Annotated in this window: 21 protein-coding genes; 7 read left to right on the top strand and 14 right to left on the bottom strand. The window is 63.4% G+C overall.

Features of this window, described 5'->3' with window-relative positions; translation table 11 throughout:
• Positions 1-371 precede the first annotated feature (371 nt).
• The 3 genes from G394_RS0102280 (at position 372) to G394_RS0102270 (ending at position 4497) form a co-directional block, all read left to right on the top strand.
• On the top strand, positions 372-1589 hold the full coding sequence (locus G394_RS0102280) for an ammonium transporter (RefSeq protein WP_028576264.1): 1218 nt from the start codon (positions 372-374) through the stop codon (positions 1587-1589).
• Positions 1590-1611: 22 nt separating this feature from the next.
• Complete coding sequence (locus G394_RS0102275) at positions 1612-1950, top strand: P-II family nitrogen regulator (RefSeq protein WP_028576263.1); 339 nt, start codon at positions 1612-1614, stop codon at positions 1948-1950.
• Positions 1951-2193: 243 nt separating this feature from the next.
• Positions 2194-4497, top strand: coding sequence for a [protein-PII] uridylyltransferase family protein (locus G394_RS0102270; RefSeq protein ID WP_028576262.1), 2304 nt, complete (start codon positions 2194-2196; stop codon positions 4495-4497).
• A gap of 10 nt (positions 4498-4507) precedes the next feature.
• Here the strand turns inward: G394_RS0102270 and G394_RS0102265 are convergent, their stop codons facing one another.
• Entirely contained in the window at positions 4508-5938 is a 1431-nt protein-coding gene (locus G394_RS0102265) for a DNA integrity scanning protein DisA nucleotide-binding domain protein (RefSeq protein WP_028576261.1), read from the bottom strand.
• A 127-nt stretch (positions 5939-6065) separates the two neighbouring features.
• Here G394_RS0102265 and G394_RS0102260 point away from each other — a divergent pair, with 127 nt between their 5' ends.
• Positions 6066-6614, top strand: coding sequence for a type I restriction enzyme HsdR N-terminal domain-containing protein (locus G394_RS0102260; protein ID WP_028576260.1), 549 nt, complete (start codon positions 6066-6068; stop codon positions 6612-6614).
• A 15-nt stretch (positions 6615-6629) separates the two neighbouring features.
• On the opposite strand, the gene G394_RS17615 is transcribed toward G394_RS0102260, so the two are convergent.
• Positions 6630-7649, bottom strand: coding sequence for a bifunctional heptose 7-phosphate kinase/heptose 1-phosphate adenyltransferase (locus G394_RS17615; protein ID WP_084435224.1), 1020 nt, complete (start codon positions 7647-7649; stop codon positions 6630-6632).
• Positions 7646-8530, bottom strand: coding sequence for a ParB/RepB/Spo0J family partition protein (locus G394_RS0102250; RefSeq protein ID WP_028576259.1), 885 nt, complete (start codon positions 8528-8530; stop codon positions 7646-7648). The genes G394_RS17615 and G394_RS0102250 overlap by 4 nt, the downstream gene beginning before the upstream one ends.
• A 93-nt stretch (positions 8531-8623) precedes the next feature.
• Here G394_RS0102250 and G394_RS0102245 point away from each other — a divergent pair, with 93 nt between their 5' ends.
• Complete coding sequence (locus tag G394_RS0102245; RefSeq protein WP_028576258.1) at positions 8624-9034, top strand: hypothetical protein; 411 nt, start codon at positions 8624-8626, stop codon at positions 9032-9034.
• Here G394_RS0102245 and G394_RS0102240 read toward each other — a convergent pair.
• The 6 genes from G394_RS0102240 to G394_RS17610 all read right to left on the bottom strand — a co-directional run bounded on the left by G394_RS0102240 (position 9010) and on the right by G394_RS17610 (position 14112).
• Positions 9010-9798: a ParA family protein gene (locus G394_RS0102240; RefSeq protein ID WP_028576257.1), complete on the bottom strand. Its 789-nt coding sequence runs from the start codon at positions 9796-9798 to the stop codon at positions 9010-9012. The two genes, G394_RS0102245 and G394_RS0102240, sit on opposite strands and share 25 nt — an antisense overlap.
• Positions 9799-9834: 36 nt before the next feature.
• Positions 9835-10842, bottom strand: a complete 1008-nt coding sequence (locus tag G394_RS0102235; protein WP_028576256.1) for an NAD-dependent epimerase — start codon at positions 10840-10842, stop codon at positions 9835-9837.
• Between the two features lie 119 nt (positions 10843-10961).
• Positions 10962-11585 (bottom strand): hypothetical protein, encoded by a 624-nt coding sequence (locus G394_RS0102230; RefSeq protein ID WP_156902385.1) that lies wholly within the window; start codon positions 11583-11585, stop codon positions 10962-10964.
• A complete protein-coding gene (gene coaBC / locus G394_RS0102225) occupies positions 11561-12772 on the bottom strand; it encodes a bifunctional phosphopantothenoylcysteine decarboxylase/phosphopantothenate--cysteine ligase CoaBC (protein ID WP_028576254.1) in 1212 nt (403 codons plus the stop codon). The genes G394_RS0102230 and coaBC overlap by 25 nt, the downstream gene beginning before the upstream one ends.
• A complete protein-coding gene (locus G394_RS0102220; RefSeq protein WP_028576253.1) occupies positions 12769-13302 on the bottom strand; it encodes a hypothetical protein in 534 nt (177 codons plus the stop codon). The genes coaBC and G394_RS0102220 overlap by 4 nt, the downstream gene beginning before the upstream one ends.
• A gap of 36 nt (positions 13303-13338) precedes the next feature.
• Complete coding sequence (locus G394_RS17610) at positions 13339-14112, bottom strand: hypothetical protein (protein ID WP_211226208.1); 774 nt, start codon at positions 14110-14112, stop codon at positions 13339-13341.
• Positions 14113-14181: 69 nt separating this feature from the next.
• Here G394_RS17610 and rfaE2 point away from each other — a divergent pair, with 69 nt between their 5' ends.
• Both rfaE2 and G394_RS0102205 read left to right on the top strand, forming a co-directional pair.
• Positions 14182-14685 carry a D-glycero-beta-D-manno-heptose 1-phosphate adenylyltransferase gene (rfaE2, locus tag G394_RS17605; RefSeq protein ID WP_043774505.1) on the top strand — a complete coding sequence of 168 codons (504 nt, stop codon included), beginning with the start codon at positions 14182-14184 and terminating at the stop codon, positions 14683-14685.
• Positions 14675-16450 carry a GspE/PulE family protein gene (locus tag G394_RS0102205; protein WP_245578244.1) on the top strand — a complete coding sequence of 592 codons (1776 nt, stop codon included), beginning with the start codon at positions 14675-14677 and terminating at the stop codon, positions 16448-16450. The genes rfaE2 and G394_RS0102205 overlap by 11 nt, the downstream gene beginning before the upstream one ends.
• On the opposite strand, the gene G394_RS0102200 is transcribed toward G394_RS0102205, so the two are convergent.
• From G394_RS0102200 to fliE, 5 genes are read right to left on the bottom strand one after another with little or no spacing between them, the layout of a single operon-like run.
• Positions 16447-17793, bottom strand: a complete 1347-nt coding sequence (locus G394_RS0102200) for a FliI/YscN family ATPase (RefSeq protein WP_028576251.1) — start codon at positions 17791-17793, stop codon at positions 16447-16449. The two genes, G394_RS0102205 and G394_RS0102200, sit on opposite strands and share 4 nt — an antisense overlap.
• The gene (locus G394_RS0102195; protein WP_156902383.1) at positions 17790-18488 is read right to left on the bottom strand and encodes a FliH/SctL family protein; all 699 of its coding nucleotides are present in this window, start codon (positions 18486-18488) and stop codon (positions 17790-17792) included. Before G394_RS0102195 ends, G394_RS0102200 begins: the two co-directional genes overlap by 4 nt.
• Positions 18481-19491, bottom strand: coding sequence for a flagellar motor switch protein FliG (fliG, locus tag G394_RS0102190; RefSeq protein WP_028576249.1), 1011 nt, complete (start codon positions 19489-19491; stop codon positions 18481-18483). The genes G394_RS0102195 and fliG overlap by 8 nt, the downstream gene beginning before the upstream one ends.
• Complete coding sequence (gene fliF, locus G394_RS0102185) at positions 19492-21102, bottom strand: flagellar basal-body MS-ring/collar protein FliF (protein WP_028576248.1); 1611 nt, start codon at positions 21100-21102, stop codon at positions 19492-19494. It lies immediately after the preceding gene.
• Between the two features lie 25 nt (positions 21103-21127).
• Entirely contained in the window at positions 21128-21451 is a 324-nt protein-coding gene (gene fliE, locus G394_RS0102180) for a flagellar hook-basal body complex protein FliE (RefSeq protein WP_028576247.1), read from the bottom strand.
• Positions 21452-21463: the final 12 nt, after the last annotated feature.

Below are 21463 nucleotides of genomic sequence, written 5' to 3'. Positions count from 1 at the left end.
CATAATTGTTCGCTTCTGGCTTGTCCTTTCTTCGTTTTCTTATGGCTTTCCGGCTCGTCCCTTCGGTATTTCACGATTTCGTGGCGTCCTGTTTCGTGTTGGCGGTTGTCGCTCCGTGTTCTGCCCGCGTGAAATGGCAATTGATGAATTTTGAGTTCGGGCCAGGCTACGAAAATGTGTATTATTACATTTCTTGGTGCCGTATCCGGGAAGTTTTTTTGCAAAAAAGGAAATTTGCGGTGTATTGCTGCACGAAATTGTATCTTCTCGTATGGCCGCGGTCAGCCCGAGCAATGGCATCATGCTGTAATTGAATATGTTTTTTCGTTGGCATCGGCCTTGCTTAGCATCGACAAAAATGGAGGTGCTTTGTGAATCCGACCGATACCGCTTTTATAATTGTCTGCGCCGCCTTGGTCATGTTCATGACCCCCGGGCTGGCCCTGTTCTATGCGGGCATGACCCGTTCCAAGAACGCCCTTGGCACCATGATGCAGAGTTTCGCAGCCATCGGCGTCATTTCCCTGGTCTGGATGTTCTGGGGCTATTCCCTGTCCTTCGGCACTGACCTGAACGGACTCATCGGCGGGCTGGACTTCCTGGCCCTGTCCGGCGTGGGCATGCAGCCTCACGAGTCCATCGCCACCAACCTGCCGCACATGGTCTTCATGATCTTCCAGTGCATGTTCGCCATCATCACGCCGGCGCTCATCACCGGCGCCTTTGCCGAGCGCATGCGCTTCTCGGCCTTCCTCATCTTCATCGTCCTGTGGTGCACGTTCGTGTACGCCCCGCTGTGCCACTGGGTCTGGGGCGGGGGCTGGATGTTCAAGATGGGCGCCCTGGACTTCGCCGGCGGGGCCGTCGTGCACATGAGTTCCGCCAGCGCCGCCCTGGCCGCGGCCCTGGTCATCGGCAAGCGCAAGGGCTGGGGCAAGCGCTCCTTCCTGCCGCACAATCTGCCCATGACCATGATTGGCACGGCCCTGCTGTGGTTCGGCTGGTTCGGCTTCAACGCCGGCAGCGCCCTGGCCGCCAACGAGCTGGCTGGCAGCGCCTTCGTGACCACGCACATGGCGGCGGCCACGGCCATGCTGGCCTGGCTCTTCGTGGAGTGGAAGCTTCACGGCAAGCCCACGACCCTGGGCGCGGCCTCTGGCGCCGTGGCCGGTTTGGTGGCCATCACCCCGGCGGCCGGTTTTGTCGGCGTCATCCCCTCGGTGCTCATCGGCCTTGGCGCGGGCATCTTCTGCTACTTTGGCGTGAGCCTCAAATCCCGCTTCGGGTTCGACGACAGTCTCGACGTGGTTGGCATTCACGGCATCGGCGGCATCTGGGGCGCACTGGCCACGGGCCTCTTCGCCACCAAGGCGGTCAACGCCGCCGGCGCAGACGGCCTTTTCTACGGCAACCCCGGCCAGCTCTGGATTCAGTTCGTGTCCGTGGTGGCGACCTTGGCCTTTTCTTTCACCGTGACCTATGCTCTGCTGAAAATTGTCAGCGCCATCACGCCGCTGCGCGTGACCGAGGAAGAGGAAGAAGCCGGTCTGGACGTGGCTCTGCACAGCGAATCCGCCTATCAGGCCTAACGGGCAACCTTTTGGAGGAATCATGAAACGAGTGGAAATAATCACCAGGCCGTACAAGCTTGACGAGATCAAGGAAGCCCTGACGGGCATGGGCATCCAGGGCATGACCGTGACGGAGGTCAAAGGCTTCGGCCGCCAGCGCGGCCACAAGGAAGTGTACCGCGGAGCCGAGTATCAGGTCGACTTCGTGTCCAAGGTCAAGATCGAGATCGTCATCGACGACGAGATCCTCGACCAGGCCCTCGACGTCATCCAGACCGCGGCCAAGACCGGCAAGATCGGCGACGGCAAGATCTTCGTCTCGACTATCGACAACGCCATCCGCATCCGCACCGGCGAGTCCGGCGCTTCGGCCCTCTAGCCGCAGGGGCGGGACGACCTCCCGCTCCTTCACCCCATGACCATCGAATCATTGCGACAGGCCCGCGATGCCTACCGCGCAGGGGAAGCAGACCATACGCATTCCCCTGCGTGGTTTTCCCTTCAGGTCGACGCCTGGATTCACGGGGTCTGCGAGACTAACGCGCCCGACGCCGGCCCCTTCTTGCTCCTCGCTGTCGGGGGGTATGGTCGCGGGGAACTCTATCCCTTTTCGGACATAGACGTGCTCGTCTGCCTGCCTGAAGCCCATGAAAAGGGGCCAGGCGCGGCGGATTCCGAAGCCCTGGCCTCCGCCATATTCCTTCCCCTTTGGGACAGCGGCTTTGACGTGGGGCATGGCATCAGGACCGTGTCCGAAACCATCTCCCTGGCCGGGTCGGACTACGAGGTGCTCTGTTCCCTTCTTGACGCGCGGCTGCTTTACGGCGTTGCGGAGGATTTCGAGCGGTTCCAGCGGCGAGTGCTGCGCGACCTGGTTCGGCCGGTTCGCCCCGCGCTGGTCCACTGGCTGTCCGGGCGGCACGAGGAGCGTCACCAGCGCTTCGGCGACACCTCCCAACTCCTGTCCCCGAATCTCAAAGAGGGCAGGGGAGGGCAACGGGATCTGCAGACCATGCACTGGCTTGATGCTGTCTGGCGCGGCAACGGGGAGCATCCGCCCTTTCTGTCGGAGTCCGAAATTCGTGCGCTTGCTCAGGACGCCGTTTTTCTCTCGCGTGTCAGGAGCGCCCTGCATCGCCTGTCCCGGCGCAAGAACGACACCTTGCACCTGGAGATTCAACCCGAATTGGCCAGCGCCCTCGGCTATGGCCCGAGCAGCGGCAGGTGCGCGGTCGAGCGTTTCCTGTCGGACCTGCACAGGGCCATGTCCGAAATCAGCCTGCTCTGCCGCCTCTGTCTGGGCAAGGCCCAAGCACTGTGCGCCGGAAGCGCTGTTGCAGGTGGGGACGTTGGGCTCGATTTTTCCGTACTGGTGGCCGATCCGGCCAACATCCTGGAACTCTTTCGGCACAGTGCCCAGACGGGCGTGCCCATCGGCTGGCAGACCCGGCGCATCATTCAGGAACGCCTGGCCGAGCTGGCTCCCGATACCGGCTGGCCACGGGTCATTGCCGGACGCTTTGGGGAAATCCTGTGCGGAGCGACCGCAGCCAGTGCGTTGGAACAGATGCTTGAAGTCGGTTTTCTGCGCAGCTTTCTGCCCGAGTTCGGCGGCATCGAAAATCTCGTCCAGTTCGACGCATACCACAAGCTGCCGGCCGGGCCGCATCTGGTCGAAACAGTCAGGCAGCTCGCATCTTTCGACGCCGGGCACGAATTCCTCGGCGACGATCTGGCCGACCTGAGCGATGATCCCTGCCTGCGCTGGGCGGCCCTGCTCCACGACATCGCCAAGGGAGACGACGACCACGCCCGCAAGGGCGCTGAAATGACCCGCATCATCCTGCCCCGCCTCGGCTTTGACGCCGCATTTGCCGCAGAGTGCGCCTTTCTCGTCGAACACCATCTGCTGCTCGTGCACACGGCAACGCGGCGCGACCTGGGCGAGGAGTCCGTCATTCACGGCTTGGCCGCCAAACTCGGCGACGTGCGGCGCCTGCGCCTGCTGACCCTGCTGACCTGGGCCGACTCCATGGCCACGGGACCCAAGGCCTGGACTCCCTGGATCGAGAACCTGCTGCGCGAAACGTATTTCAAGACCTGCCGCGTACTCGAATACGGTTTCCTGTCCGAGGACAACCGCGTCCACCGGCTGAGCCGCCTTCGCGATTCCCTGCGAGCCCAGCGGCCGGGGCACTTCTCCGTTGCCGAGTTCGAGCGCTATCTCGGCCTCATGCCTCCGCGCTATCTGATGCAGACAAGTCCCCGGCGCATCGTCGAGCATATTGAACTTGTCCGCAGTTTCGCCCGGCGCCAGGATGCCCCGCCGTTCCAATTCGCCTGGGAGCACAAGACCAGCACGAAATCCCTGCGCCTGACCCTCGTCTCCACGGACAGGCCCGGACTTTTCGCCCGCGTCTGTTCCGCCTTGTCCCGGCACGGCTTGTCCGTCCTGGCGGCCGAGCTCTGCGTCTGGGACGACAGGACCGTCGTCGACGTTTTTTGGGTCACGGAGCCCCTTGATCCACTTTATGCCGACGAAACCGTGCAGGCCTGCCGTTCAACCCTCGAGCGGCTCTTTCGCGACGAAACCGAACTCGACCGGCTGCCCGTGCAGGTCCCGCAGCGCCTGAAGAAGGTCTTCGCCCTGGACCCGGAACTGGTGCGCGTCGACTTCGACAACGACGCTTCGGACTTCCACACAGTCCTTTCCATCCAGGCACCGGACGTACCCGGATTGCTGGCCACGGTGTCCCTTTCCCTCTACCGGCTCGGTATCGATCTCATTTTCGCCAAAATCGCCACGCAGAAGGACAAGGCCATGGACATCCTGCACATCCGCGAAGGCGGTGAGAAGATTCCATCCGTTGAATGCGAAGCTCTGGCGCGCTCCCTGCGCCTGCTGATCTGCAGTCTGTACGCGTGAAACGCCGGTTTCAGGAGACGGCGTCCTCGATCCACTTTTCGAGAGTGGGGGGGGCGGAGAGGCATTGATACCTGGGCACCCAATCGCAGGCGGCCTTGAGTTCCGTTCCGTGCTGGATGACGGAGATGGGGCGGTCGGAGCTGACCACCACCACGATGACCTGATCGTGGTCGGCCGTGAACCTGAGGGCCGAGTTGAATCGCGCGCCGCGGGACCTGTTCTCCCCGGCCACGGCCCGGCCGTCGAGAAGCGTGGCGAAGGCGTTCAGCTTCAGGTACATCATGTCGATGTGCAGGGCGCCGTCGACCTTGGCCAGCGCCGTGGCCAGCTCCAGGTCCATGTGCCGCTTCAAATCCAGGGGAGATTCCAGGTGCTGCCCGGAAATGCTGGCCAGGGGGCTTCCGTAGTCCAGGACCAGCGCGCAGCCGTGTTTTCTTTCCTGGGCGCTGCTGACCAGCACGCCGACGACCTTCATGATGGAGTACGTCTTGTTCGAATCGAGGTTCAATTCCAGCAGCGCTTCTTCCAATTGCACCAGGTTGGCCTTGCGGGTGGAGGAGTGGTAGCTGCCGTCGGCGAAGCTGCACACCGTCTCGTCTTGCAGGCGGATGAAGCCGTGTCGGCCCCTGAATTCCGCCATCACGGAAAAGTCGGGCATGCGGCCGGTGCCGATGCCGACGATCTGCTGCCCGTCGCTGACCAGTTTGTGCCGGTTCCCTTCCACAGACTGCAGCAGCTTTCTGATGTGTTTGATGTCCTTCATGGCCGGCCGCTCGAATTCCCCGAAGGTGGCCAGGTAGTGCACCCGGTCGATGTGGCTTGGCTCCACGAAGATGAGGTCCCCGTGGGGCCATTTCCCTTCTTCCTGGGTTTTGGAGATGCTCAGGATCGCTTCGAGGAGGGGGTAGATGCGAAGTCCGGTGTCCGGACCGACGCTCAGGTTGCGGATGTCGACGAGGTGGTCGCGCACGGCGTGTGTGGCGAAGTCCTGCAGGACGTAGCTTGATGTCTCCAGGTCCAGGATGCTGCGCGTGCCGAGGTCCTGGGACAGCAGTCTGCAGGCGTATTCCAGCCAGCACTGCGTGGGCCCGGTCGAGCACATGTCCGGGTGCTGCTCCGTGAACCACATCTGGTGGAAAATGTTGCGGTAGTTGCCGCCGTAGGAGACCAGACCGGTCAGGTCGAGGCTCCTGCAGTGCACTGCTTCCTCACGCGTCTCGGCTCTCGTGCACTGCTTCCAGAACCCGTCCTTGAGATACAGCTCCCGCAGCCGCGGCTCGTGGCCCCGCAGCAGGTCGTGCGGATCGTAGACGTGCACAGGACCGTCCTTGCGCATGGCATACACGATCGCCGCCCGGCTCGGACCAGAAAAACGCGTCAGCCCGTTGGCCAGGCCGCCGTGGATGTGGTCGACGCATTTGAGGAAGAACAGGTCCTGCATGACTACCTTCCAGAGGTTTGCGGCGTTACTACCCCACGCTTGGCAACGGGTCAACGCGTACCCGCCGCGATGGCTTGCGTGTCGAGCCGTAAGGCTTATGTTGTGACATGAAACACCGGAGGTACTCATGCATGAAGTCAGCCTGAACCGTGTCATCACGGACTACCTCACGGGCAGGGAAATCATGGACACGACCTACGAGGACCTGCGTCAGGCCTTGGCGCGCATGCTGGTCGAAGACAGGAAATACCCGCGTGAGAGTGTCCTGCCCAAATATGAGCTTGTTTACGAAGTCGGCGGCGAGAGACAGTCGGCTGTTGTCGACCTCGCGGTTTTCGGTCCCGCCGGAGAGCCTTTGCTGGCCCTTTTCTTCTGTCCTGGCGAGGTCGGCACCTTCGTTCGCGAAAGCGTGGCTGCGGCCCGCATCCATCTTCCTGCCCCGTTTCCTCTTGTCGCCGTGACGGATTCCATGGAACTTGTTCTCGTCGAGTCCAGAACTGGCGACGCCATTGCCTCGGGTTTTCACGCCATACCCTTGTGGTGGGATTTAGCGCCCTTGGCCGGGGAGCACCCATGTCCTCCTTTCGGCGAGGAACGTCTGCTCAAGGAGCGAAGGATACTGACTGCCTACACGGGCCTGGGGGGGCCATGCTGCGGCGGAGCGTGCAGCCTGTAACCCCCCGGATGGTTTTTATTCCGATGGTGGTGCGGCCGCGAGGTCGCACCATTTTTCGTGGTGGACCGAAGTCCAGGCGCCGAGTGCCTCGGTCAGCTCCTCCTGGCTCACGCCTACGGCCCCCACCTGTCCCACGACCAACCCTGCGGCGCAGTTGGCCAGGATGCTTGCGCTCAGCAGATCGAGACCGGAGCTGAGCCCCAGGGCGATGGCGGCGATGACCGTGTCGCCGGCACCCGTCACGTCGAAGACCTTCTTGGCCATGGTCGGCAGGTGGAAGACGCCCGCTCCGGGCAGGAACACGGCCATGCCGTCTGCGCCAAGGGTGATGACCAGGGTCTGCAGGCGTCGTTCACGGATGATTTTTTTCCCGGCCTCGATGATATCTTCGCGGGACGTGATGGGCATTTCGGCCCCTTCCGACGCTTCCTTGGTGTTGGGCGTCATGCTGTACAGACCGGAGTAGTGCGGGAAGTTGCATGTCTTGGGGTCGAGAATGACTTTCTGTCCCGGTTTCTTTCGCCCGTGGAACCAGTTCAGAAATTTTTCCGAGATGACGCCCTTGCCGTAGTCTGAGAGAATGACGGTATCGAATTCGTCGATCCTGGCGTCCACGGCCTCGGTCAGTTTCGAAAATTCGAGGCTGTCCAGGGGCCTGTCCGTTTCCCGGTCCACACGCAGCATCTGTTGGTGGGCGGCGATGATGCGCGTCTTGAGGGTCGTCTCTCGGAACTGAGACGTGATCAGGCGGCATTCCACCCCGAGTTCCGTGCAGATTTCGCTCAGATTCCGGCCGTAGGCGTCCTCGCCGCACAGGCTGATGAGGGTCGGCTTGCCGCCCAGGGTGGCGACGTTCTGCGCCACGTTGCCCGCGCCACCGATCTTGAAGCTCTGGTCCGTGACTTTGACGATGGGCACTGGCGCTTCGGGCGAGATGCGTTCGACAACCCCTTTCTGGTACTGGTCGAGCATGATGTCGCCGATGATCAGCACGCGGGAGCCGATCATGCGGGACGCGTTGAAGGCCAGGTTCATGCGTGTTCCTCCTCGGCCATGCGTTCGAGCAAGGCGGCGATCCGTTCTCGCTCCTCGCTGCTGGCATAGGACAGGATGATCTTGCCTTTCTTTAATGACCCGGAATGCTTGATGGAGAAACGTTTGTTCAGCCCCGACAGGACCTTGGCTATATCCTCGGCAACCGGTTTTCTGCGTGTTCCAGCGTTGGCGCCCCGACCTTTCTTTTGCTTGAACTTCTTGATCATCTCTTCCGTCGCCCGGACGTTGAGCCCCTTGGCGACGATGATGGCGGCCACGTCCTCCATGTCCTTTTCCTCGGTCAGACCGAGGAGGGCGCGGGCGTGTCCGGCCGACAGCGTCGCGTCCTCCAGCATGGTCTGCACGGTCTGCGGCAGACGCAGGAGGCGCAGGCTGTTGGTCACGGCAGGGCGGCTCTTGCCGACCTTGTCCGCCAACTCCTCCTGGGTGATCTCGAAATGCTCCTTGATCTGTCCCAGGGCCCGGGCTTCCTCCATGGGGTTGAGATCCTCGCGCTGGAGGTTCTCGATGAGCGCTATGGCCATGCTCTCGTAGTCGTCCATGGTGCGGACGATGCAGTCGATGCTCCTGAGGCCGGCCATCTGGCAGGCGCGCCAGCGGCGCTCTCCGGCCACGATCTCGTATCTCCCGCCTTCGGCCAGAGGCCGCACCAGTATGGGCTGGATGAGGCCCTGGGCCTTGATGGACGCTGCTAGCTCCTCGAGCGCCGCTTGGTCGAAGTGGTGGCGGGGCTGGTGAACGTTGGGGCTCAGGGCCTCCATGTTCAGATTCACGATTTCGGCTTCATGTTCGGGTTCGACATTGCGGCTCTTGATGAGTACATCAAGCCCGCGTCCGAGCCCGCGTTTCTTGAGAGTCATAATCCACCCGCGGATGTTTGCGCCAGGGTCGTTGACCCCGGGCGTTTCGTATTTAGAGAAAAGCTGTTCGTAACTTCAACCTCAGGAGCCCATGTGAACAAGGAAACGGCCATCAGATATGTCGTCGACGCCAAGGGGCAGTCCCAGGGCGTCTTTCTGGAAGAGGAGATGTGGCAGCATGTCGGCAAGCATGTCCTCGCCGTCCTCGACAAGCTTTGCCCTGCGGAGAAACCCTTGGTCGAGCCCATGGCCGACTATGACCTTCTGGTCAAACACTGGGACCTCCGCTACGACCTCCCCACGGACGTGGCCTGCGAAACCTGCGGCGCCTCGACCGAGGACTGGCAGGCCGACGAGCCGCGCAAGTTCACCCTGGCAGCGGCCAACATGGGCGGCCTGCTGGCCTTCAAGTGCGCCGGGTGCGGTTCCCGCATCACCAAGCGCCACTTCAAGGACAAGGTCACGGTCACCTGCGCGCCTCACGCGTCCTGTACCTGCGGCTGAAGCCTAGGGCACTCGATGATCTCCTGGGCCAGGGAAATGTACGACTGGGTGCCCAGGGAGCGGATGTCGTAGAGGATGGCCGGCAGGCCATGGCTCGGGGCCTCCGACAGGCGTACGTTCCGCGGTATGGACGTGCTGAAGACAAGCTCTCCGAAATGGTCGCGCACCTCGCGTTCGACCATGAAGGAGAGCTTGTTGCGTTTGTCGAACATGGTCAGCAGAATCCCCAGGATTTCCAGCTTCGGGTTGAGCCGTTCCTTGACCAATCCGTACGTCTTCATGAGCTGCGCGATGCCCTCCATGGCGTAGTATTCGCATTGCAGTGGCACGAGCAGCCACCGGGCAGCGCACAGGGCGTTGATCGTGATGAGGCCCAGGGAGGGCGGGCAGTCGATGAGGATGTAGTCGAAGTCCTTTTCCAGGCCCTGCACGACGGCGCGCAGCATGAACTCCCGGTCGCGCTCCCCGCTCAGTTCGAGTTCGGCGCCCACAAGGTCCGGCGTCGAAGGCATGATCTTCAAAAAGTCCATGTCCGACCCGACAATGGCCCGTGAGGCCGATCGGGGGTCGAAAAGGGCCTGATACACGGAACTTCGGACGCCGCTCACGTCGACCCCAAGCCCGCTCGACGCGTTGGCCTGGGGGTCGCAGTCGATGACCAGCACCCGCCGCTCCATGGCCGCCAGCGAGGCCGCCAGGTTCACGGTGGTCGTCGTCTTGCCCACGCCGCCTTTCTGATTCGCCAAAACGATTGTCTGCGCCAAAGGTTCGTCCTCCCGGTCCAGTTGTTTCACGGGAAACTAGTTGCGGTAATAGTCCTTGTACCAGTCGATAAACCTCGAAATTCCTTTTTCAATGGTCGTGGACGGCTTGAATCCGACGTCGCGGATCAGGTCGTCGACATTGGCGTACGTGGCCGGCACGTCACCGGGCTGCAGGTCCATGTAGTTGCGCACGGCCTTGCGGCTGAGGGCGTCCTCCAGGACGGTGATGAATCGCTCCAGCTCGACGGTGTTGTTGTTGCCGATATTGTAGAGCCTGTAAGGGGCGGGCGAGGAGGACGGGTCCGGTGCGTTGCCGTCCCACCCGGGGTTGGGTTCGGGGATGCGGTGCACGACGCGGAACACCCCTTCGACGATGTCGTCGATGTAGGTGAAGTCCCGGCGCATCTTGCCGTGGTTGAAGACGTTGATGGGCTTGCCGTCGCATATGGCCTTGGTGAAGAGGTACAGCGCCATGTCGGGCCGTCCCCACGGCCCGTAGACCGTGAAGAATCGCAGGCCCGTGGTCGGCAGTTTGTAGAGGTAACTGTAGGTGTGGGCCATGAGTTCGTTGGACTTCTTGCTGGCGGCGTAGAGGCTGACGGGGTGGTCGACGTTGTCGTGAACCGAGAAGGGCATGTGCGTGTTCAGCCCGTAGACGGAACTTGACGAGGCGTAGACCAGGTGCTCCACGCCGTTGTGGCGGCAGCACTCCAGCAGGTTGGCGAAGCCGACGATGTTGGAGTTTATGTAGGATTTCGGGTTGATGAGCGAGTAGCGCACCCCGGCCTGAGCCGCCAGGTTGACGACGTGGGTGAACCCGAAGGCCTTGAAAAGTTCGTTCAGGGATTCGCCGTCGGCCAGGTCAATGGGTTCGAAACGGAAATTCTGCTCTGTTTCGAGCTGGCGCAAGCGGTCTTTCTTCAGCGCTACCGAGTAGTAATCGTTGAGATTATCGATGCCGTAGACGTCCGCTCCGGCGGCGGCGAAACGCTTGGCGAGGTGAAAGCCGATGAACCCCGCGGCGCCCGTGATGAGAATTTTCATGCGGTGCTCCATGTGAAACGTGACAATGGAGTTCACCTAGCGCAACGAGCATTTCTGAGCAATACGGAATTGTGTGCGTGAAAAATGAGGCAGGTGGAACGGACAGACGGGAGGGAAATTCAGCTGCGGATACCCTGCAGAATCTGCCAGGCGTCGTTTTTGAGCTGCTTGTCGCCAGCGGCCATGTCTTCGAGGTTCGGCAGCAGCCGAAGTTCGGAGCTGCCAAACACGGCAACGGCGTTGCCGGAGTTCGGATCTCCTGAAACGGGCGACGCCGGTCCGAAGCAGATGATGATGCGTGGAACGAAAAACCGCATGCCCTGGGCAAAGAGTTCTGGCGCGACATCGAGGGGCCACGCGCAGATGTCGTTCTCCGGCCAGCCTAGGTGCGAGCGGACGCTGGCCTGGATTTTCCTGAACATGTCCAGGCGCGGGGGCGGGGTGGGCTGCTGCATGTCGGCAAACAGGCCAGCGTAGGTCCACAGCGTGCGGACGGGCGATTGTTTCCCGTGAAACAGGGAGCGCAGAAGCGGCGGCACAGGCTCCTCGGTTTGGCTCGGTTTTTGGGCTGGCCTGCGCGGAGAGGCAGGTAGGGGAACGGTGTCCAGTGCCGTGGCCACGGTGTTTGCAACAGCCGGGGCGGGTTCTTGCAGAGCAGAATCTTTTTGGCGCCAGAGGTGGGTGATGCCGAGACGCTTCAGCGTGCGCTGGGCTTCGGTCAGGGCGTATTCATCGAGATCCAATCCCAGATCCTCCAGGCGATTTCGGTCTTGGGCAACTGCGGCCAGGATTCCCGCCTGCCGTGGCGGTCCATGACGAGCACGCGGTTGGTCGGCGTGGCGAAGCCGGCCCCGGCCTCGTCCACGGGGTTGGCCACGATGAGGTCGAGGTTCTTACGCTCAAGCTTGCCGGCGGCGTTGCGTTCCAGGTCCTGGGCCTCGGCCGCGAAGCCGACGGTCACCTGTCCGGGTTTCTTGCGACCGCTCAGGGTGGCCAGGATGTCGGGGTTGGGTTCGAAGGTCAGGGCCAGGGGCGCGCCGCCTTTCTTGAACTTGCCCAACTCGCAGGCCGGCGGCCGGAAGTCAGCCACGGCAGCCGTGAAGCAGCCGATGTCCTGGGACGGGAACACGTCGCGTGCCGCCTCGAACATCTCCCGGGCCGAGACCACGGGGATGCGGCGGATCATGGCCGGCAGGGGCAGATCCACGGGGCCGGTCACGGCCGTGACTTCAGCGCCGCGCAGGGCCGCGGCGATGGCCAGGCAGGCACCCATGGTCCCGGTGGACGGGTTGGACCAGAAGCGGACGCGGTCGAAATATTCACGCGTGGGCCCCAGGGTCAGCATGACCTTCTTGCCGCGCATGTCCTGGGGCGAGAGGGCGGCCAGGGTGCGGATGAAAATTTCCTCCAGGGGCGCCAGCCGGCCCTGGCCGGTGTCGCCGCAGGCCACGCTGCCGCAATCCGGTTCGATACGGACGACACCTCGCTGTCCCAAGACCTCCCAGTTGTGTCTGGTGGCCGGAGCGGACCACATGCGGGGATTCATGGCCGGCGCCACGAGTACGGGGCCGGGGTAGGCCAGAAGCTGGCAGCTGAGCAGGTCGTCGGCCAGTCCGTTCGCCATCCTGGCCAGCGTGTTGGCCGTTGCCGGGGCCACGACGAACGCGTCGGCCACGGCTGGTTCGAGATGGTCATAGTTCATCCCGGCGGCGAACATGTCCGTGAACAGGGGGTCTGCGCCCAGGGCCCCGAAGGACAGGTCCGTGACGAACCGGCGGGCGGACTCAGTCAGGGTCGCGCCGACCTGGATGTTCAGACGAAGAAAGGCCCTGGTCAGGTCCAGGGCCTTGTAGGCTGCGATGGAGCCCGTGACTCCGAGATGGACGCGTTTCCCGTGAAACGTGTCGAAGAGATAGTGGGCCGGGATCACTGGCTGAGGGTCCTCTCACCTTCCGCGGGCGCGCCCGTGGCCCCCGAGGAGGGATAGGTGTCCATGGGCTGGCCGCCGGTGGAATAGGCCGGGGAGTACGTGTTGCCGACCTTCGGGCTGACCTTGATTTCGAGCCAGGTGTACCAGAGGGGCGTCTCCTCGATGTTGATCATGCAGACCCGGTTGTCCTTGGTGAAGACCAGGAAAAAGCGCTGGTACTTCTGGTAGGTGACCATGGTCCAACCGTCCTTGGGCATGTTGTGGAAGAAGAAGTCGAAGAGGGAAATGGGTTCGGCCCAACCCTTGAACTTCATCGTGCCGAACTTGCCGTCGGCCGTCGGGGTGATGGAGGACTTGTCGGTCTGGATCTCCATCTCTTCCGGGACGCGTATGTCGTTGTAATCATAGAAGAAGCTTTGCTGCACTTTGGGCGCTGCCGGGTCCTCGGAACCGGAGCCCATGAGATCCGATCCGGCGCAGCCCCACGAGGCGAGCAGCAGGGCGAGGACGAGACATTTCAGGTAACGCATGGTGGCATCCTTCACGTTCGTTAAAGTTTGGAAATATCACGAGCCAGTGTTCGAAAACCTAGCATCGCCGGCGGCGATTTCAAGCTTTTTTTCCGGCCGCGGTTCCTTGGCCGCGGCGGCCCGCGCCTTGGACGCTTCGTCGAGCCAGCCGCCCTCCTCCAGGGACTGGGCGGCCAGTTCGTACATGCGGTGCACGCCGTCGCGGTAGACGGCCTCTATCAATTCGTCTGCGTACCCTTTGAACACGCTGCGCACAAGGTCGTTCTGGGCGTACAGAAAACGCGCCAGCAAGGGGTTTTCACGGTGCATGGGAAGATATAGGATGAACATGCGCTTGCAGTGGAAGAGGATGAAGCGCACGCGGCGCACCTCCCGCTCGATGCTTTCGGACGTCTGCCTGATGACGGCGTAGAGTTCGGAGCCGATGTGCTGCTCCTCCGGCGTCAGGGACGTGCTGCGCTGCAGCTGCTTGAAGCGCGGTTTGTAGTTCATCTGCTGGTAGGCGTCCTCCTTGAGCTTGATGCACTCGTGGAAGATGTAGCCCAGAGCCCAGTCCAGGTATTCGCCAAGGACCGACAGGTGCGACGGCTCTTCGTTGCGGAACAGCAGGTGGGACGTGTCCTTGAGGCGCCACAGAGGGCCCTTGCTGTTCTGCCGGCCGAGGATGTCGTCGAAGAAATGGAAGCTGACGGACCCGCTGGCGTCGAATTCGGAAAAATGTGTTTCCATGGCGCTGGCGATTTGGCAGAAATCGCGCAGCACGTCACGGACAAAGGAATCGTGTTTGGTCTGAAGCCAGCTTTTGGACATCGCGTTACCCGGCGGAATTTTCCGCGTCATGTACGGCACGGCCTTGCTCACGTCAAACCCCATGAACCCATGCACGACACCAGGAACAAGATTTTAGGGCGCCACGAGGCGCACAGGCTCGCCGGCAGGGGCGGGGTGGTCTTCACCAACGGTTGCTTCGACATCCTGCACCCCGGCCATGTGGACTACCTCCAGCGCGCGCGGGATTTGGGCGAACGCCTCGTGGTCGGCCTGAACAGCGACGCCTCGGTGCGCCGCCTCAAGGGGCCGACCCGGCCCGTCAACGACGAGGCGAGTCGGGCCATGGTCCTGTCGGCCCTGGCCTGCGTCGACCACGTTGTGATTTTCGAGGAAGATACCCCGTACGAGCTGATCAGGGCCGTGGCCCCGGACATTCTGGTCAAGGGCGGCGACTGGAGCGTGGACCGCATCGTCGGCCGTGACCTGGTCGAGGAGCGCGGCGGCAGGGTGCTGTCCATCCCGCTGCTTCCGGGCCATTCGACCACGGGCATCATCGACAGAATTATGGCCATGAACGCGGGGGGGAGCCATGCAGAGCGGCGTGAAGAATAAGCGGATCACCTATTCCCTGCGGTATCTGTTGGAGACCCTGACGAGCGAAGGGGAAATAAGCGCGGCCCAGGCGGAGATCATCACCGAGCACGCGCGCAGGAACGACATCGACCTGGACTGCGGCGAGGGCATAGACAGCCTCATCCGCTTCAACATCCGCAAGGCGCCCAAGGAACCCGGCGGGCCCGAGATGCGCATCACCGAGGACGTCATCCTCAAGGCCGTGGCGCGCCGCGAGGGGCTGGAGTTCAGGCGCGTGGACCCCTTCGACCTGGACCTGGAGGTGACCACCAGGACCATCTCCGAAAGCTTCGCGCGCATGAACACCCTGGTCCCGATCATGATCCGCGACGGGGAACTGGAACTTGCGGTCTTCAACCCCTTCCGTCCCGAGCTGTGGCACGACATGGAGCGGGTCAGCGACCTGCCTTACAAAGTCTTCCTCTCCACCCGCCAGGACATCAACCGCCTCATCGACGACTATTACCAGTTCCGCACGGCCATCCAGGCCGCCGAGATCGAGTTCATGTCCTCCAACGAGATCGGCAACCTGGAGGCGCGGGTCAAGGTGTCCGACAAGTCGGACCCGGACTCCCAGCGGCACATCATCAAGGCCGTGGACTACCTGCTGCGATCGGCCCTGCGCGAGCGGGCCAGCGACATCCACGTCGAGCCCAAGCGCGACCACGCATTGGTCCGCTTCCGCATCGACGGCATTCTGCACGACCTGCACCGCCTGCCCATGACCGTGCACCTGGCCATGATCAACCGACTCAAGGGCATGAGCCGCCTGGACATATCCGAAAAGCGCCGGCCCCAGGACGGGCGCGTGCAGCTGGTGCTGGGCGGGGTGCCCACGGACGTGCGCGTCTCGACGGTGCCCGTGGCCTTTGGCGAGAAGATGGTCATGCGCCTGCTCTCCAGCGACAGCACCCTCAAGAACCTGCAGGAGCTGGGCATGCTGCCCGAGCAGTTCGAGACCTTCAGTCGCTTCCTGCGCCACACCTACGGCCTCATCCTGGTCACGGGCCCCACGGGCAGCGGCAAGTCCACGACGCTCTACTCGACCCTGAAGGTCCTGGCCAACCCGCAGGTCAACGTGGTCACTCTCGAAGACCCCATCGAAATGGTGGTGGACGACTTCAACCAGATCGGCATCCAGTCGCGCATAGGCGTGACCTTCGGGCAGATGCTGCGCCACATCCTGCGCCAGGACCCCGACATCGTCATGATCGGCGAGATGCGCGACCTGGAGACGGCGGAGCAGGCCGTGCAGGCCGCCCTGACCGGGCACATCGTCTTCTCGACCCTGCACACCAACGACGCCAGTTCCGCCCTTACCCGCCTGCTGGACCTGGGCCTGGACGCCTACCTCATCAACGCCGCCGTCATCGGCTGCATGGCCCAGCGCCTGGTGCGCAACATCTGCCCGAACTGCAAGGCGCAATTCAAGCCGGACTACGACGAGATCACGGCCCTGGGGCTGGCGGGCTACATCGCCAAGGACCAGATGCTGTGGAAGGGGCGCGGCTGCGATCACTGCCGCCAGACGGGCTATTACGGGCGCACGGGCATCTTCGAGATCCTGCCCTACGACACGGAGGTCAAGGAGGCCATCCGCCGCAACGTGGACCTGGCGGACCTGCGGTCGCTGGTGCGCAGGAAGGGCGTGCGCTCCCTCATGGACGACGGCATGGAGCGCGTCGTCCGCGGGGTGACGACCTACGAGGAGGTGCTGCGTGTGGCCGGAGGTTCCATCGATTAGGCGCGTGGCCTGACGGACTTGTGGACGGGTTGCCCCGTGAGCTTCTGCAGGGCGTCGAAGGACTGTTCCAGGGTGGATCGCTCTTCGATGTTCTGCTGAAGGTAGTTTCTGATGGGCGAGATCATCTCCAGGGCCTGGTCGATCTCGGCGTTGGTGCCCTGGGCGTAGGCGCCGATGTTGACCATGTCCTCGACGCGCCGGAAGGTTGACAGATGCCGGATGAGCTTGCGCCCGGCGGCGATCACGGGGCCGGGGGTCACGTCTGAGGCCAGGCGGCTGACGCTCTTGAGGACGTCGATGGACGGGTAGTGGCCCTGGTCCGCAAGGTCGCGGGTCAGGACGATGTGCCCGTCCAGGATGGACCGCACGGCGTCGGCCACTGGCTCGTTGAAGTCGTCGCCCTCGACCAGCACGGTGTAGATGCCGGTGATGCTGCCCTTGGCCGACCTGCCGGCCCGCTCGAGCAATCGCGGCAGGTGGGAAAAGACCGTCGGCGTGTAGCCCCGCGTGGTCGGCGGCTCGCCCGCGGCCAGGCCCACCTCGCGCGCGGCCATGGCGAAGCGCGTGACCGAGTCCATCATGAAGAGCACGTCCTTGCCCTGGTCGCGGAAGAACTCGGCCATGGCCGTGGCCGCGTAGGCCGCGCGCATGCGCACCAGCGGGCCCTGGTCCGAGGTGGCCACAACCAGGACCGACCGCGCCAGCCCTTCGGGCCCCAGATCCTTCTCGATGAAATCCACCACCTCGCGGCCGCGTTCGCCGATGAGCCCGATGACGTTGACGTCGGCCGACGTGTAGCGCGCGAACATGCCCATGAGCGTGCTCTTGCCCACGCCCGAGCCGGCCATGATGCCCACGCGTTGGCCCTTGCCTAGGGTCAGCAGCCCGTTGATGGCGCGCACGCCCACGTCCAGGGGGTCGGTGATGCGCGGGCGGGTCAGCGGGTTGGGCGGGTCGGCGTGCAGGGGATAGTGGCGGGCCGGGTGGAGGGTCACGCCGGGGTCGAGGCTTGCACCGAAGGCGTCGACGGCGTGGCCGAGATAGCGCTGGCCCACGGGGAAATGTGGCGGTGTGCTCGTGTTGCGGATGAGGCTGCCGGGCCGGATGCCGCGCATCTCGCCGTAGGGCATGAGCAGCATGACGTCGTCGCGGAAGCCCACGACCTCGGCGTTGATGACCGGCCGGTTCGGGTCGCCGGGCAGCAGCTGGCACACGGAGCCCAGGGGGGCCTTGATGCCGCGGCCTTCCGCCACCAGGCCCACGACCTTGGTCACCTTGCCGTAGGCCTGGGCTGGCTGCAGGCCGGAGAGGAGCTGCAGCGTGCCGTCCAGGTCGGCCGTCATGAATTGTCCTTGAACCCTTCGAGGATGGCCCTGACCTGCTCGAAGCGGCTGGTCACGGAGTTGTCCACCAGGCCGTCTCCGCTCTCGACGCGCACGCCGCCGAGTTCGAGGTCCGCGCACTGGCAGACACGCAGTTCGGGCAGATCGGGACGCTGCTCCCGGGTCTTCTCGACGAGGCTTCTGGCCAGATCCAGGTCAGCCGGGCAGACGTGGACCGTGATGCAGCCCGTGGTCTGCAGCTGAGCGATGGCCTCCTCGAACAGGGCGTTCAGCACGCGTTCACGCTCCTCGTCGAGCATGACGCCGAGAGTTTTCTCGAAGGCCAGCTGCAGGACCCGGAAAAGGGACTGCCGGTGTTCGGCGTAGACACGTTCCTTTTCGGCGGTCAGCGCGGCCTTCAATTGGCCGAGGAAACCCGAAACCTTGGCGGCCTCGGCCTCGGCGAGTGCCTTGACTTCGTTCCGGGCGTCCGCCAGCCCCTCGTCCCTGGCCTGGCGCCGGATCTGCTCGGCCTCCGCCAGCGCCTGGGCCAGAATCTCCCTGGCCATCTGCTGCGCGCGTTCCCGTACCTGTTCCATGTATCTGGCCTCTGTTTCGTCGTTCCAGGTTGCGGACGCGGGGCGGTTCATGACGCTGAAATCGCCGTGGCGCATGCCGCGGATGAGCCTTCCGGTGAGGGGAGGGTGCTCAGACAAGGACTTCGCCTCCGCTGCCGGCGATGACGATGCGGCCCTCGGCCTCCAGGCGGCGCACCTGCTTGACGATGTTCTGCTGCGCGGACTCGACTTCCGAGAGCTTGACCGGGCCCATGATCTCCAAGTCCTCGCGGATCATGTTGCCGGCGCGTTCGGACAGGTTCTTGAAGAACTTCTCGCGCAGTTCCTCGGGAGCCGTCTTCAGGGACATGGTCAGGTCCTCGTTGCTGATTTCCTTCAGAATTTCGCGGATGCCGCGATCGTCGATCTTCATGATGTCCTCGAAGACGAACATGAGCTGCTTGATCTCTTCGGCCAGCTGCGCGCTCTCCTCTTCGATGTCGGCCATGATCTCCTCTTCGGTGGCGCGGTCGATGGCGTTCAGAATCTCGGCCACGGAGCTCACACCGCCCACCTTGCGGCCTTCCTTGCCGCCGATGGCGATGAGCTGGCTCTGCAGCACGCGGTCCACCTCGACGAGCATCTCCTCGGCCACGGCCTCCAGTTTGGCCAGGCGGATGAGCACCTCGGCCCGTACGCCCGGGCCCATGTTCTGCAGCAGGTTGCCGGCGCTTTCGGGCGGCAGGTGGCCCAGGATGAGGGCCAGGGTCTGCGGGTGCTCGTTGCGCAGGATCTGGGCCAGGATCTTGGGGCTGACGTTGCCGAGTTCCTTGAAGGGAACCGGGCCCGAGTCGAAATCGAGTTCGTCCAGGATGTAACGGGCAGTGTCGGAGTCCAGGTTGGAGGAGATCATCTTGCGCACCTGTTCGGGGCCGCCGTAGAGCATCTCCTTGCCGATGGTCATGGCCTGGTTGAATTCCCGCAGCACTTCTTCGGCCTGTTCCTTGCCCACGGAGTCGAGCTTGGCCATGGCCCGGGACACGGCCGTGATCTCGGCGCGGTCGAATTTCTTGAAAACTTCCGAGGCGAAGGCGTCGCCAAGGGCCAGGATGAGGACGGCCGTTTTCTGGGGGCCCGTGAGCTTGCCGACTGGTGCAGCCATTTATGCTTCTCCCTGGGTCAGCCACTGGCGCATGATCATGACCGCCTGGTCCATGTTCTGATCCACCAGCTGCTGCGCCAGATGCTTGGCGTTCTCGATGCGCTTGACCGCGTCCACCGCGGCCAGGTCCTCTTCGGTCATGCCTTCGGTCAGGGCCATGAGCTCCTGGGCCGCGCCGAGTTCCTGGGCCTCCTGCACCGTGGTGGGCTCCGTGACCTTGGGCCGGATGAGGGCCAGGACCACGGGACGGGCCACGAAGAGCAGGAAGAGCAGGATGACCAGCGTGTTCAGAAGCGGCTTGCCCAGGAGCTGGAAGTACCTGGAGGCCACGTCCAGCAGCGGGGCCTGCTCGGCTCCTGCCGGCTCGCCGAAGGAGATTGATGACACCTCGATGGCGTCGCCGCGCTGGTCGTCGAAGCCCACCGCCCGCTGGGTCAGCTGGCGCAGCTGGGCTAGCTGGTCGGCGGGGAGGGCCTCGAAGGCGAAGGTCCCATCCTGCTGCTGCGTGTACTTCCCGTCAACCAGAACGGCCACGCTCAGGCGCTTGATGCTGCCGACCTGCGAGACGATCTGCTGCTCCTCGCGGTTGATATCGAAATTGGTCGTGGCGGAGGTGCGGGTGCTGGACTGGGCCGTGCCCGAGGCCGTCCGGTCGTTCTCACCCTGGTAGTTGGGGTCGGGCGTGCCGCCGGCGACATTGGCCGAGCCGCGGCTCTCCTCCTCGCTCTTGACCTCGCTGCGGACCACGGCGGACTTGGGGTCGAAAATTTCCTTGCGGATGGTCGTGCGGTTGAAGTCCAGGTCGGCGTTGACCCGGGCGATGACCCGGCCGGGGCCGACGATGGGCACCAGAAGCTGCTCGATGCGTTGTTCGAGGCTGCGCTGCAGGCCCGTCTGGTATTCGAGCTGCGTGGACGTCATGCCCGTCATGTCCGTGTCGGACTTGGGCTCGTACAGGACCTTGCCCCGGCTGTCGGCCAGGGTGATGTGTTCGGCCGTCATGCCTTCGACGCTGGTGGACACCAGGTTGACGATGGCCTGGACCTGCTGGGACGAAAGGGAGCGGCCGCCTTTGAGCTTGAGCATGATGGCTGCCGACGGCGGGGCCTGCTCCTCGACGAAGAGGCTCTTGCTCGGCAGCACGAGATGCACTCGGGCGTTGTCGACTTCGGCCAGCTCCGAGATGGTGCGCGACAGTTCGCCCTGCAGGGCGCGCTGGTAGTTGATGCCCTGCACGAAGTTGGTCTGGCCGATGTTGTTCTCGTCGAAGAGCTCGAAGCCCACGCCCTGGCCGTGCAGGGAGCCTTCGCCGGCCAGCTTGAGCCGGGCCTCGTAGACCTGGTCCGCGGGCACCAATATGGCCGTCCCGCCTTCGGAGATCTGGTAGGGGATCTTCTCCTTCTGCAGGTAGCTGACCACGCTGGCGGCGTCTTCCTGGTAGAGCTGGCTGTAGAGGACCTTGTAGTCGGTTCTGTTCATCCAGAAGATCATGCCGAAGAACGTGACGATGAGCGAGGCCAGCAGCCCTCCGAGGAGGATGCGCTGGGCCAGGGATTTGTTGGTCCAGAAGTCCGTGGCCTTGGCCAGAGTGGTCTGCAGAAATGGGGGCATGGTGCGTCCTCGTTGCGATTACGGATCAGAACTGCATCCGCATGAGTTCCTGGTAGGCCTGCATGACCTTGTTGCGCACGGCCGAGGTCATGTCCATGGCCAGTCCGGCCTTCTGCAGGGAGATCATCAGTTCGTGCACGTTCTGGGATTTGCCCGAGGCGAAATCCTGGATCATGCGCCCCTTTTCGGCCTGCATGTCGTTGACCGTGGCCAGGGACTCCTCGATGGTCTCGGCGAAGGACCGTGTCGCCTCGGCCGTGGCGCCCTTCTTGGCGCCGAGCCCCTTGGGATTGTTCAAAAGCTCGCTGGCCGCGGAATAGGCCTTGATGGCCATCGGTGACACCGCCATGGAACTCCTCCT

The organism is Desulfomicrobium escambiense DSM 10707, from assembly GCF_000428825.1.
GTDB classification, from domain to species: Bacteria; Desulfobacterota; Desulfovibrionia; order Desulfovibrionales; family Desulfomicrobiaceae; genus Desulfomicrobium; species Desulfomicrobium escambiense.
This window is presented reverse-complemented; position numbering and strand designations above follow the sequence as displayed.

Bases quoted from the DNA above. Each gene is read 5' to 3' on its own strand.
- G394_RS0102275 (WP_028576263.1), top strand. From the start codon at position 1,612: ATGAAACGAGTGGAAATAATCACCAGGCCGTACAAGCTTGACGAGATC.
- G394_RS0102265 (WP_028576261.1), bottom strand. From the start codon at position 5,938: ATGCAGGACCTGTTCTTCCTCAAATGCGTCGACCACATCCACGGCGGC.
- G394_RS0102260 (WP_028576260.1), top strand. From the start codon at position 6,066: ATGCATGAAGTCAGCCTGAACCGTGTCATCACGGACTACCTCACGGGC.
- G394_RS17615 (WP_084435224.1), bottom strand. From the start codon at position 7,649: ATGAACCTGGCCTTCAACGCGTCCCGCATGATCGGCTCCCGCGTGCTG.
- G394_RS0102250 (WP_028576259.1), bottom strand. From the start codon at position 8,530: ATGACTCTCAAGAAACGCGGGCTCGGACGCGGGCTTGATGTACTCATC.
- G394_RS0102235 (WP_028576256.1), bottom strand. From the start codon at position 10,842: ATGAAAATTCTCATCACGGGCGCCGCGGGGTTCATCGGCTTTCACCTC.
- G394_RS0102220 (WP_028576253.1), bottom strand. From the start codon at position 13,302: ATGCGTTACCTGAAATGTCTCGTCCTCGCCCTGCTGCTCGCCTCGTGG.
- G394_RS17610 (WP_211226208.1), bottom strand. From the start codon at position 14,112: ATGTCCAAAAGCTGGCTTCAGACCAAACACGATTCCTTTGTCCGTGAC.
- rfaE2 (WP_043774505.1), top strand. From the start codon at position 14,182: ATGCACGACACCAGGAACAAGATTTTAGGGCGCCACGAGGCGCACAGG.
- G394_RS0102200 (WP_028576251.1), bottom strand. From the start codon at position 17,793: ATGACGGCCGACCTGGACGGCACGCTGCAGCTCCTCTCCGGCCTGCAG.
- fliG (WP_028576249.1), bottom strand. From the start codon at position 19,491: ATGGCTGCACCAGTCGGCAAGCTCACGGGCCCCCAGAAAACGGCCGTC.
- fliF (WP_028576248.1), bottom strand. From the start codon at position 21,102: ATGCCCCCATTTCTGCAGACCACTCTGGCCAAGGCCACGGACTTCTGG.
- fliE (WP_028576247.1), bottom strand. From the start codon at position 21,451: ATGGCGGTGTCACCGATGGCCATCAAGGCCTATTCCGCGGCCAGCGAG.